Origin of the sequence: Streptomyces pinistramenti (genome assembly GCF_020564935.1) — a bacterium.
GTDB lineage: Bacteria > Actinomycetota > Actinomycetes > Streptomycetales > Streptomycetaceae > Streptomyces > Streptomyces pinistramenti.
The window spans coordinates 312098-326265 of sequence record NZ_JAJCXB010000001.1; the positions used below are offsets into that span (position 1 = coordinate 312098).

Consider the following 14168-nt stretch of genomic DNA (forward strand, 5'->3'; position numbering starts at 1 on the left):
ATGCCCTCCCAGGATGTCATCAACGTTCTCAACGCCCTGGGCATGAAATGGCCGCAGGCCAACGAGGACATACTCCGCGAGGCGGAGGCCGCCTACCGGAAGACCGCGGGCGATTTCCGGCAGGCCGAGGACTACTTCCTCGACGTCGCCAAGGGGATCAACGAGAACTTCAGCGGGCAGACCGCCGGCGCCTTCGTGGAGCTGGTGAACTACCTGTGTTCCGGGGACCAGCCGATTCTGGACGGCGCGGCGAAGCAGTGTGAACACCTTGCCGAGAACGCCGGGAACACGGCCACCGACGTGGAGCACACGAAGTGGTCGATCATCGGCCAGGCCGTCGCCATGATCGCGATGCAGGCGGCCATGGCCTTCTTCAGTTTCTTCTTCGGTCCAGGCGTGATGCTCGGCATGAGTTTCGAATTCGCGTTGATCCGCGAATTCATCATGAGCCTGATCGCGTCGCTGCTGAAATCCATCGCGATGCAGGCCGTCATCGGCGCGGGCGTGGGCTTCGCGGTGGACGCCGCCATCCAGGGAATCCAGATCGGGCAGGGGCACCGCGACGGCATCGACACGAAGCTGCTGTCCCAGGCCGTGGTGGCAGGCGCCATCGGCGGCGCGATTGCCGCCCCGTTCGACCTGATCGGCGTCGGCATCGGCAAGTGGCTCGGCAACGCCATCGGCACCGGCGTGAAGGGCGCACTCGGCAAGGAATTCGCGAACCTCTTCGCGGGCAACAGCGCCAAGGGGCTCGGGAAGGACGCGGCCGGCGCCGGCGTCAAGGGCGCGGCCACCGGCCTGGAGAAGGGGGCGACGGGGCCGCTGTCCTCGCTCTCGCACGCCGAACAGCAGGCGTTCGGAAAGGACTTCGGCAGCCTCGTCAGCAACACCCAGGCGCAGCTGTCCAAGGGCTTCGGCAAGGGGATCGAGGGCGGCAAGGGCACCATCGCGCACGCCTTCGCCGAGAAGACCGGCGACCTGTTCAAGAAGCACCTGGGCGGCAAGGCGCTGTCCGAGTCCGAGGCCAAGCAGCTCGGCGGCGACTGGGGCCGCGCCGTCGTCAAGGACTGGGCGGCGGACGCCGAGCGCAGCACCGTCAAGGAGTCCCTGCAGAACGTACTCAAGCCGTACGAGAAGCAACTCGGCGCGGACGGCACGAAGTTGTTCGCGCACGACGTCCCGGACGCCATGCACGCCGCGCTCCGCGACAACCTCGAAGGCAACCTCCGCTACCGCATGGCGGGAACGGCCGCCGGCACGCTGACGGACGGCGCCAACAACGCCCTGTCGGACGCCACCGTCAACTACCTCTACACGGGCAAGTTCGAGACGACGGGCGGCGCGTTCGCCGGCGGCATGGTCATGGGCGCGGCCGGCCGCGGCCTCGGCGAATACGCCATGCCGCCGGTGACCCAGCACGTGATCCACCCGTCGATGGCGGCCGTGGGCAGCGGCCTGAAGAGCTTCAAGGACCAGGTGTTCGGCCCGTCGGCGGCGAACGACTCCGCGTCGATGCTGACCGAGCACTCCGCCACCCCGCCGTCGATCGCCACCACGAGCACCACGGATCAGACCTCGCTCTCCGGTACGGCCCACGACGGCGGATCCGACGGCTCGGGCACGCTGCACGACGGCGCTTCCGGGACGAGCACCCCGCATGACGGTGCTTCCGGCGGCGCGGCCCGGCACACCGTCTCCGTCACCGACTCCGACGGCCCTGCGGCGGCATCCGGCCACGCGTCGACCGCGGCGACGTCCCACGACGACACGGTGCAGCCGCCTGCCCCGCAGCGCACCTCCACCGAGAGCACGGATACGTCCGCAGGGAGTACGGAGACCGCCGACGGAGGCCCCGGCGAGCCGGGTTCGGCCGGGCAGCAGCAGAGCACCGAGCAGGCAAGCGGCGACGGCCCCGCCCCGTACGCCACCGGCTCCAGCACCCCGGTGCACCAGGAAGCGCCGCCGCAGACCTCCGCCGCCACGGGCACCCCGGCACCCACGGGCGGCCGCTTGGGCAGCCCCGTCAACCAGCCGCCCACCGGCGGCAGCACACACGAGACGCCGCAGAACCGGGCCCAGGGCTCCCGGACGGCGGCGCAGGAAAGCCCCCTCCCGCCGGCCAGGCCGCGCCAGGTCGTCACCAGCAGCACCCAGAAGTCGCCCGCCCCGGACGCCACGCGCCATGATGCGCCCCCCACCACCGGCACCGGATCAGCACCGGGCACCTCGCACGAGGCCACCCCGCCGCCCGCACCCCACGTGACGGAGAGCGCAGCCACCACGTCGGCATCGGATTCCGCCCACCCGTCCCCGTCCACCGAGCCGCCCCGCCCCACCACCCCCACGGCCGGGGACCTGCACACCACCGACACGTCCTCCTCCGCCGAGCCCCCGCACGCGTCCACGCCGACGCCCGAGGGGCACACCGCCCCGCCGAAGACCCCGTCCGAGCTGGTCGACCGGATGATCCGGGTCCGCGAGGCCCGGCACACCGCGGACGGCGAGAGCCTCGGGCCGCAGGGGACCGACGGAGCGGGCGCCGCCCATCCGTCGCCGGACGAGGGCGAAGCGCCGCTGCGGCCGCTGACCGAGCGGGAGCGGCAGGAGTGGATCGAGGAACAGGTGCTGGCCGCCCGACGGCCGCTGCCGCAGCCCGAGTCCGAGCCCACGTTCGACGAGGCGGCGGTCCGTGCGCAGAGCGCGGAGTTCCTGGCGGCGCTGCACGTGGATCTGACGGGCGCGTTCGCCATGCCGCAGGGCGCGCAGCAGCACGCCTCCGCCGCGCCCCACTGGTCGCAGGCCGAGGACCGCCGGGTCCGCGCCGACCGGTGGCGCGACGAGCAGGCCAGGATGGCGGGTTGGCGGGACGCCGAACTGTCCCAGGCGCAGCGGGACGCGGCCCGGGAGAAGTTCTTCGACGAGGTCTTCGACCGGTGGGCCGGGGACCGGCTGGGGGGCGAACGGTCCACGGGCGGCGACGGAAGCGACACGGGAACCCAGGGCGCCGGCGGGCAGCTGACGGTCGGCCGCGGGCGTCCGCAGGCGCGGCCGACCGGTGACGACGAGCTGCACTCCCGGGTCCTCCAGCGCCTGTACGACCAGGAGTTGGCGCGGAGCAGGAACCAGCTCGCGGCCGACGGACACGACCCGCTCGCCACTCCGGAAGCGCTGCGAGCCCACCTGGACCGCCAGTGGGTGATCGAGCACGGCCTGGAACACGTCGGCCGGTGGGCCGAGGCGGCCTTCGACAACTGGCGTGGCGGCCTCGCTCCCGAGGTGCGGGCCGGGCTGGACGAGGTGGAGCCCACGGCCGAGCCGCAGCGCGCCGACGGCGAGGAGGGCCGGGAGCAGCCCCAGCACACCCGGGGCGAACGGGCGCTGGCCGAGGCCCGGTACGCCTTCGAGCACCGAGCCCGCGCCGTCATGGAAGAGATGCTCGGCGCCGGACCGCTGCGCACCGACCCGCAGCGGCTGATCGCCGCCCTGGAGACGATGAGCGAGGGCGCCTTCACCTCCGCCGTGGTCGGCGAACAGCTCGGGCGGCAGGCCGGCGGCGTGCTCAGGGCCCTCAACTCGGCCCTCCCTGACCTGTACCGGGCCTTCGGCGGCGCCGTCGAGGACGTCACCCACCGGCACCAGGCCCAGAAGCTGTTCGAGGACGCGGCGGACAGCGCCGCCGTCCGCCGCACCGAGACGACGGACGAGGAACGGCCCAAGGACGTCCTCGTCCCCCGGGAGAAGCCGGAATCGGCGCTGTCCGAAGGCGGCCGGGAACGGCTGCGTCGCCAGTGGATGGAGACGTACGACCAGGACCGGCTGGAGCTGTACGGGCCTCCCGGTGCCGGGCAGCGGCCCCCCGGCGGCGGGGTGGTGGAGCGTGCCTGGCAGGAGCGGCGGCGGGCCCGCCAGGAGGAACTGCCCGGCCTGCTGGAGCTCCAGGTGGCCAAGGAGACGGCCGCGAAGGAAGCCGTCGATGCGGTCAAGGAGGCGGCGTCCGGGACGTGGCAGCGGGCGCTGGAAGACCTGGGCGAGGACTTCAAGAACGCGTTCTCGCTGGACGGGCAGACGGCCGGCCACGCCGCGCAGCGCACCGCGGCCTTCAAGCTCGGCGGGGAACTGCACGAGAAGCTGGACGCGTGGGCCAGGGACCAGGACCGTGACCCGTCCGGCGCCGAACGCCTCCTGGCGGAGTACACGAAGCCGGAGGCGGTGCGGCGGCGGGTCGCGCTCGCGGTGGCGCGGACCGTGGCCGAGGACCGGGCCCGCCAGGAAGCGACCGAACTCGCCGAGCGGGAAGCGGAGTTCCTGGCCCGTGACGCCAAGGACCGGTTCGTCACCGAGCACGTGGGGCGGGTGACCGCCCAGTTCGACGCCCTCTTCCCCTTCGACACCGTCTTCGGGAAGCCGGAGGGCGCGGCGCACGGAACCGACGCGCCGGTGGCGGGGGAGCCGGCGGACACCGGCACCCCGCCCGCCGCCGACGGGCCGGACCGCTGGCGGGACGGCAGGGAGAGCCTGAGCGCGGAGCTGCCGGACCGGCTGCGGTTCGAGATCAGCGCCACGGACGGGCTGGGCGCCTGGGCCGATGGCTTCCACGGTGCCGCGGCCGGTCACGACATCGCCAGGGACGAGCTGACCCGCATCGGATCCCGCACCCGCGAGGAATGGTTCACCACCTTCCAGGAGCTGTGGGGCCCCGACGACCTCGACGCCGAACACTGGCTCCGGCACGAGAGCGAACACCGCGGCCGCTTCGAGAGCGGTACCACCGGGCAGGCCGGCGCGGGCGCGCTCGTGACCAGGCCGGACACCGCCGCCCAGCCCGTGGACGACGGCGCCCCCGCCACCTTCGCGCACGGCGACAACGACAGCGTCGCCCCTGCACCCGACGACACGCCCCCCGCATCCGTCACGGCGCCCCCGAAGCCCGATACCCGCTCGCAGGACGGCCTCGCCACCCCGCACGAGGATGCCGAGGCCGGCGAACTGGAGCGGCGGCTGCGGGCCCTGCGCCGGGACGATCCGGCCGGCCAGATGGTGGACCCGTACGACCCGGAGTTCATCCGGCAGGTGCAGGAGAGGCATCCGGGCGAGCAGCTGCTGACCCCCGAGGAGCGAGCGCTCACGTACACGTCCGATGACGAAGAGCAGGGGACGCCGTCGGGCCCGGCGACGATGAGCCCGCAGCGCTCCGCGCCGGACCGCACGGGCCGGGAAGAGTCGCGGAGCGCATACTCCGAGCGCTCCGACGACGCGTCGGACACCTCCCGCGAGCCGGACGCCGGGGCCGAGGAGGCGGCGGCCGCGCACCGGGAACTGGAGCAGCGGCTGTTGGCCCTGCGCGGGAAACCGGGAGCCGAGCAGGAGCAGGGCGGCTCGCACGAAGAGCAGGAATCCGCCGGGCAGTTGACGGCGCCCGGTCAGGGTACGACGGGGCCGGCACCGCACTCCGCCGACTGGGAGACCCTCCGCACCCAGCTCGCCTACGGAAAGACGTGGGCGGGGGCGAAGGAAGCCGTCCAGGGGATCGGGACGACGCTGAAGTCGTTGGGCCCGGGAAGCGACGGAGCGGCCTCCTTCGTCGTCGGAACCAAGGGCGAGGACACCGTCGTACGGCTGCACGCGGTCCGCCACGGGGACGAGGTCATCTGGCTGGACCCCGTCGGCGGGAAGCTGCTGCGCGTGGGTGACCACGAGGGGCAGACCGTCTGGCGGTACGCGGCCGACGGCCGGCGGATCCCGGTGCCGACCGACGGCATGGTCTTCACCTCGATCGACCTGGGCCCCGACGCGCACGTCGTCCACCCCTCCACCGGACTGCGCAGGCTGGGCGAGCAGGAAGGCGGCGAGGACGCGGGCAGGTTCCCGCACCTGATGCCCGACCCGCTCGCCGTGCAGCACGCCCTCCGGAGGCTGGGCAAGCCCGGCTTCCAGCTCGTGCCCGAGGGCCGGAAGCTGAGGGGCCCCAGCGGCGAGACGTACCGGCTCGGTGCTCCCGCGTCCGGCAGCAGCGGTTTCGCCAAGGCGCTGAGCGAAGCGCTGACGGGGGTGCTGCCCCAGCAGTACGGCTCGCCGGAAGGCGTCCGGCGGGTGCGCTCGCTGGCCGAGCTGATCGCCGAAGAGGCGACCACCGCCACGCTCGACGAGGTCAAGCTGCCCCAGCGGGCGGTCGGCGACGAGGAACTGGCCGCGGCCGGCATCGTCCTGGACGCGAAGGCCCGCAGCAGCTTCGACGCCGCGGGCCGTCTTCCCGACGCACTCGACGCCCCGCGGCGCCGGGCGTGGATCCGCCACCTGCTGCGCTCGGACGCGGCATGGGACGAGGCGCTGACGAAGGCCGCGGCCAAGGCGGCGGCCGAGAAGCTGCATCTCCAGGTGACCCTCGTCAAGGAGGACGGCAGCCACGAGAGCGTGGGCGGGGCCTGGGACACCGAGGCCACGATCCGGCACGTCGGCGATGACTTCCAGGGCGCCTCGCTCGACCCCTGGCGGCGTATCCAGCGCATGATCCAGCGCCTTGAGGGCGAACGCGCCCGGCTGTACGAGGAGCAGGGCCGGCCCGCGCCGGAGCCGCTGGGCGGCACGTGGTACCCGAGCCTTCCGGCGGCCGGGACCGCTGCCACGGCGAAGGCCGGATCCGGCACGGATGTCACGCCCGTCACGACCGACCGGCCGCGGGCGCTGACCGCCGACGAGCTGAAGATCTGGCTCGACCACGTCTCCTCGCCGCGCGAGTTCGCCGAACACGCCCTGTCGCAGGAGCTGTTGGGCCGGCCCGTGGAATCCGAGGAGGAGTGGCGGGCGGCGCGGACCGAGCACCACAAGAAGCTGCTGCGCGAGTTGCAGCGCGACGTGGTGTTCGCCACCCGCGACGAGAAAGGCAAGCTGCCCGCATCGGTGGCCGACGACAAGCTGACACTTGAGCGGCAACACCTCGACGCCGACCGGCCGGTCCTCTTCGGCCACCCGTCCACCGACTTCGCCGCCGTCCACACGAAGGGCGCCAAGGACACCTTCGAGGACGAGAGCAGCCTGGAGCGGCATGCCTCGGCGGTCGGCGGCACCAAGATCACGCTGCGGGAGGCGGAGACGGTCGCGCGGCAGCTCGCCAACAGCGTGACGGACATCGCTCCAGAGGACCGCGAGCGCCTGCGGAACGCCCTCGTCAAGCTGATGAAGCACCGCCCGCACGCGCTGCTGGCGCACCCGGACGAGGCGTCGGGCAACAAGCCCACCTCGCTGGGCCACGGCACGTTCCTGAGCTACACGACCTCCGTGGGCGAGACCAGGCTGCTCGCCGTCAGCGCCCTCAACCACGGTGCGTACAGCCGCTATGCGGACCCGGAGAAGGTCAAGGTCAAGGGCGGGCAGCGGAGCAGCGAGAAGAGCGCCACGTCGTACTCCCAGTCCGCCAGCCACCAGATCGGCGTGAACTCCGGGTTCGCGCCCGGCACCGGTACGTCCGGCATGTTCAGCGCCTCCGTCACCGGCGGCCTGAACCAGGCGTCGCACAGCACCGTGCACTCCTCCACCTCGACGGACACCCGTGGCGTCGGCTCGGAGGGCGACTCGCACACCTACGTCAACGACGTGCTCTACGAGGCCAGGACGTATGCGCTGGACGACCAGGGCAGGCGGGTGCGCACCGCGTCCGGGGCGGTGCGGATCCCCGTCGGCAGCGGCTTCGAGTGGCGGGTGCCGGACGCCATGACGGCGAAGAAGCCCAAGGCACCCACCGGGCTGCCGGACAGCTTCGTCATGCCGGAGGGCACCTACCCCGACCTGGTGTCGCCCGACCACCTCGTCATCTCGCAGGACTTCCTGGACTGGGCCCTGCAAGTCGCCGTCCAGCACGGCCAGATGAAGCCGGACATGCCGGCGATGCAGGCCATCCTCAGCGGTTTCGCCACCCACGCCATGCACGAGAAGCTGATCCCGACCATCCGGGGCGACGTGCAGGCACTGGAAGCCGTCGGGGAGAGCGGCAAGGTCATCGGCGTGTTCCGCTACAGCGTCGAGATCGACCGCAGCAAGCCCGCGGAGCTGGTCGGGACGATCCTGCACGGTGAGAGCGACAACAAGGTCCAGAAGAACACCGCGGTCGGCAACGACCGCAGCCGGGCGGTCGCCAGCAACCTCTCGGTGACCGTCACCGCGGGACCTGCGGAGAACTCCGTCGTCCGCGCCCAGGCGGGTTTCACGGGCCAGGTGGGCACCGGCCGCACCGACACGCTGACGGTCTCCGACAAGGGGCAGGTGCAGTACGGCCTGTCGGACAAGTCGGCGCAGGGGCTCTACAAGCAGGCCCTGAAGATCAACGTCGAGTTCGTGCCCGGCTACAAAGCCTCCGGATTCGGGCCGCCCGACGAACTGATCGCGCACCAGGACACCCTCGTCCAGAGCTTCCCCGCCTCCGCGCTCCTGCGCACTCCCAGGGACTCCGCGCGGGCCTGGGCGGGCTGGGACGACAACCGGCAGATCAACCAGCGCGACGCGTCGGCACTGTCGGGCTCACGCGGCCAGGACAGCCCGAACGGGCCGAAGGTGCCGGAGTTCACCGAGCCGCCGCGGCCCGCGGAACTGGTGCGCGACGCCCAGCTGTTGCTGAACTCGATGCACTACACGCGCATCAGCGCCGCGGTGGTCGCCTCCCAGGCACCGCCCCGCAAGCCCAGGCCCCATCTGCGGCGTCGTGCCGTGTCGTCGCTGATCAAGGCGACCGGTCTCGGCAAGGCGTCCCAGGCCCGTAATGGGCGGCACGACCGGATGATGAAGAGGTCGAGGACCGCCCCGGCACTGACCACCCACACGCCCTCGCCGCCCGCCACCACTGCGTCCCTGCGGGAGGCCGACGGCACCTCCCGGACCTCGACCCCGCCGAACACGCCCGTCACACCTGTCACGCCCGCCACCCCCAGCGCGCCGCTCGTGGAGACCACGGACTCGCACGTCCGCTCCACCGGCGACACGCCGCAGAACCCGGCCGCCCAGCCGTCGGCGCCGGAGGAGACGCGCCCGCTGGCCCACCAACTCCTCAATCGGACCGAGCAGGCACTGGCGAACCACGAGAAATCCAAGGTGCGGCAGCTGGTCTCCACCAGGGCGACCACCGTGCGCAGCATGCAGCACCACCTGCCGTACGCCGCCAAGAAGGCCCTGTACCGGGTGCAGAAGAAGGCCGGCTTCACGGCGGAGCCCCCGGCGTACCCGACCCCCAAGGCCGGGCAGCGCAGGGGCTGGCGGAACACGAACAAGTTCCGGGCACTGCACGGGGCGACGGCGCTGGAGACGCAGGGCCCCAAGCTCCTGCGCGGGACGTTCGACAGCATCGGTGACCTGACCGCCGAGGCATCGGGCTCGACGGTGGTGCTCCGGCGCTCCGGATGGCTGCGCCGTCACACCGCCGCCCTGACCATGTCCATGGAACTCTCCGGCCTCACCTACGCGGGCCTGTGGCCCGACGCCACCACCGCGGGCAGCCTGTCCGGCGCCCGCACCGTCTCCACCGGCACCGAGGCGCAGCTCAACTGGCAGGCGGGAGCCGGCGTCGACGTGGGGTTCAAGCCCGTCGCCACCTCCAACCTCGCGCTGGGCGGCGCCACCGTCACGTACGGCGAGAACTATGCCCGCAAGTCCGAGGCCGGCGTGGAGACCGGCACCGAATACGCCCTGGCGCCGGGCAGGGGCGTCCACGCCTACGTGGCCGAAGGCGTGTTGTCGCTGGAGGGAAAGCACCACGCCGAGCCGCGCTACCTGCTGAGGCTCGCCGCCGGGGAGATGTTCAACATCGACCCCAGCAAGATCGAACTGAGCGGGAACCCGGACGGCAACCTGATGGCCAAGGTCAAGGTCCACATCTTCCACCCCACCGCGCTGATGCCCGCGAACCTCCGGCTGCCGCGCCGCAACCCCACGCCTCCCGAGGCACTCCGGAACGAGGCGAAGGACACCGGCAGCACCGCGCTGTGGACACCGCAGCAAGGCGTCACGAAGCTGACGCCGCAGGAGGCCGAGGCCCTTGCCGCGGGCCCGCGGGTCCGCCACGACTGGGACGACGCCTTCCACTCCCACGTCCGCATCGGGCACGGGCCTTACGTCGCCGCCGTGGCGAAGGACGTGCTCGGGCAGCTCTCGGAGCACCTGAAGCAGAAGCTCGCCATCCGGGGCACCCAGGCACACACCGATCTGATGGCCCTCACGGAGCAGTTGGAGGCGCAGTTCGACGCCGCAGTGCACGGCGGGCGCACCCTGGACCTGCTGCACTACCGCGACCGTGCGTTCCGCTTCGAGGCACAGCTGCGTCTCGAAGCACGGCCCCGGGGCCCGAAGGTCCGCGACATCGTCGACAGCAACCTCGAAGCCAAGCACGCCGTCTCCAGCGCCCTCAGCGTCGGCACCGGGACCTCGCTGACCCGCACCGTCAACGCACAGGCGCAGCTGACGTTCGGCACCGCCTTCAACGCCGGAGTGCCGGGCAAGGTCCAGGAGTCCCAGGGCTGGGGCGTCGTGTGGACCCTGTTCAACCGCGGCACCACGCACACCACATCCCACTCGCTCTCCATCGGCACGACCTTCACCGAAACCCGGTCCGGCCGGATGGCGAGGGTGGACTTCGACGAGACCACCTGGACCGTGACCGGCGGGGTGAAGTCGCTGCGCTGGTTCGCCCCGGAACGCACCGGGTTCGGCGGCGCCACGGTGCCCGGTGACAAGACGACGGTCTACTCCCTGGACGACGCCCGCAGACTGGGCTGGGTGACCAACGGCCTGGACGAACTGCCCCAGAACACCCGGTGGTTGCCGCCGAAGGAACTGCCCTCGTTCGTCTCCGTACGGGGCGCGCTCGACGCCGGACCCGCACTGCGGGCCTTCGCCGGGCAACTGGGCTCCCAAGCGGGCAAGGTGCTGTCCGACAGCAGCATGGGCCCTGCGGGAGCGCTGCGCGTCGAACTCGACACGCTGCTGACACCGGACTCCCTCAACGGCGGCCTGCACTACCAACTCCTGCGCGAGGGCGTCCCGCTCAGCTCCGGCGTGTGGCTGCGACTGGTGCCCGGCCCCCTCACCCAGCGGCACACCCAGCACAACGTCTCGGTCGACGAGGACCGTTCGGTCTCCTTCACGCGGTCCCGTGCGGTCGCCGTGGCCGAGACCCACAGCCTCGGTGTGACCAGCACACAGACCGCGCTCACCCAGCCGAACACCACGGAGGGCAAGCCGCCGGGCAATGTCGTGGGCGTCGGCGTGCCGCTGACCGCGACCGGTACCGCCACCACCACCCGTACCCTCACCGTCACCGAAGCGGTCAGCACCACCCGCACGCTGTCGATCGGCGGCGGGTTCGTCGACTTCAGCGCCGACTACCAGATCGAGCTGACCCACACCGACGAGGACGGCCACGTCACCCGGGCGCGCGAGAACGCCGGCTCGCTGATCCAGATGCATCCGGAGCTGCTGCTGACGCCGGTCCGTGAGGAGGCCGCCGCCACCACGTCGGATGTGTCCGCCACCAAGGGGCCGACGTCCACGACCGAGGCGACGACATCCCACGAGGTGACGACGTCCGGGCCGCCCGTGACCGGGCCCGACCCCGTATCCGATCCCGTCCCCGCTCCCGCCCCGCAGATCATCGAACCCGTATCCCCGGGCACCTGGCAGGCCAGGAACAGCGCGCTGACGGGTGTACTGGCCCACCAGGACGTGGTGTTCCTCGACGCCCGGGGCGCGAACCACCTGCTGGCGAACGCCACCGCGGCACTGGACGCCGCCGCAGGCCGGGCCACCACCCTGTCCCGGTCCCCCAAGGGGAAGGACGCCGAGTCGTCCGTCTCCACCGAGCGCACCGCCGTCGGCGGCGGCAGCCTGACCCGGCCCCGCACCACAGCGGCCCGCCAACTCGCCCAGCAGAACAGCTCGCAGGTACTGCGCGCGATGCTGCCGCAGGCGTTCGGCACGCACGGCTGGCAGCAGCCCACGCTGGAGGACGGCTCGGCGTTCGGGGCCGCCCGCGGCAACATCACCGTCCACGCGCGGGCGAAGACCGCCCGGCCCAAGATCCTCGCCGTCTTCGACGAGGTCACCCTCACCAGCGACGAGCGGATCACCGACACCACCCAGCACGCCGAGGGACTCACCGCCAGCTCCAGCCTCACCGGTGGCGCCTACCCCACCCACACCGTGCAGCCCACCACCGGCAACATGACCAGCCGCGGCACGGCGCCGGTCACCCAGGGCGGCGACGTCGCCACCACTCAGAGCGCCGTCAGCAATTCGGTCAACTCGGCGGTGTCGCCCAAGGCGGAGCGCCGCCTCCTGGTCGAGGTGCCGCTGGACTTCCTCGTCGGCGCCACCGTCACCAAGCACGGCCTGAAGTCGGCGTCCGACACCATCGGCAAGGCACTCGACACCGCCAAGGCAACCCTCAGGCGCAGCGGCACACCAGCCACTGACGCCGCCACCGCCGAACTGCTCAGCCACGTCGTCGAGTCCACCAAGGGCTCGGCCAGCGCCGCCTTCTCCTCGGACAAGGTGGTGGCGCTGGTGCCCGAGCGGGTCCTGCGCGAGGCGGGCCTGCTCGACGACGACAACTTCCCCGAGTCCGTGGGGAAGGCGTACGACCAGGTCAAGGACCTGCGGGAGAAGGTCAAGGACACACAAGAGCTGTACCTGGGCGCCGAAAAGCGCGTCGAGCGGTGTTACGAAGAGCTGTACGAGGTCATCCGCGAGGCCGGCCAGGCGCGCCGGACGCAGCAGCAGACGTCCACCGGGAGCGCGTCCCACGAGAACGCGCCCACCGCGGCGCGCTCGGCCGAAGAGCTGGACAAGAGTTTCCGGTCCGCCGGAAGCCGCCTGGTCGAGTACACGATCGAGTGGTCCGGCCTGCGCGCCGAGATCGAGCGCCTCAAGAAGGAAGTGGACAAGGCCCTCCGCAGCGCGGACGAACAGCGGGACTGGCACCTGGACAACGCGGGCCGCCCCGAAGCCCAGGGCAAGCCCGAGCCGTACACCTGGGACAAGGAGGAAGACACCACCCGCAGGCCGCTGGCGACCCCGGCCACCGATGACGACGCGCAGAGCCCGGCTCCTCTCCCCGCCCCGTACGAGGACCCGTCGGTACGCGAGCTGGTGTCGCAGGCCGAGTCCTACGGCGGCATCTGGACGGGCGGCGCCGTCCCGCCAGCCCACGCCGAACTGCGCGAGAAGATCATGGTCTGGGCGCTGGGCGAAGAGCTGCGCGAGAAGGCCGACCAGGACCTCGATGTGCTGCGCCGCGCCGAGATCGCCTACCTCCGGCAGGCCCGCGCCCGCGTCCAGGAGGCCGCGCAGCGCATCCACGACGCCATCGCCGCGAAGCTGGCCGCAGCCGACGCGGCCACCGGCCGGGGAGACACGGACGCCGAGCTGCTGGCCGAGGCGGCCGAACGGCTCCGCAAGGGCGTTCCGGTGGAGACCACCGACGACCTGGCCGGCCGGATCGCGGAGCAGCAGGCCAGGTTCAACGCGGCACGGCAGGCATTCGAGGGGCAGCCCGAGGGCTCCGAAGCCCGGACCAAGGCCGGGCAGGAGGCCGCCGAGCAGCTGGCGGCCCTCGAAGAACTTCACCGCGCCGCCCAACTCCAGGTATCCGCAGCAGAGTTCGCGCAGAACCTCAAGCCCTCGACGTTCCCCGAGCCGCCCCTGGTCAAGGACCGCGGCGATGACGAGCGCCTGGCCGCCGAAGAACTGGCCGTCCTCGACAAGCCCGTGCAGTTCACGGCGGGCGAGACCGGGGGCAAGGACGACAGTCCCACCACCTACACGCACGACGACGGCACCGTCTACGACGTCCTGGACCCGCACGACACCGCGAACCCGGACAGCACCCAGGGCGAGGGCCTGCCGCTCGCCCTGAACGCCGCGCTGACCAAGCTCGCCGACAAGGGCGTGGCGCTGCCCGTGGCGCCGCACCGCGGCACACCCGCCGAGATCGCGCAGCGCGTCCGGCAGGCGATGGCCGACCGCCTGCGCCAGGACGGCGAGGACCCCGACTCCTGGCTCAACGTAGCCAACGACACCGGCAACACCTGGCTCCAGCCGGAGCCCGGCCGGGACCGCTTCACCCAGGCGGACCTCGACGAGGCCGGCATCACGCTCGACCCCAAGCACCAGCTTGAGTTCGACCAGGACGG

Annotated in this window: 1 protein-coding gene (cut by a window edge); it reads left to right on the top strand. The window is 72.2% G+C overall.

Annotated features, from left to right (window positions below):
• A protein-coding gene (locus tag LIU39_RS01435; RefSeq protein ID WP_227043682.1) for a WXG100-like domain-containing protein crosses the window boundary here: on the top strand, positions 1 to 14168 show its 5' end (the start). The gene runs 31078 nt beyond the window's last position; only the first 14168 of its 45246 coding nucleotides appear in the window; its start codon is at positions 1 to 3; its stop codon lies beyond the right edge, outside the window.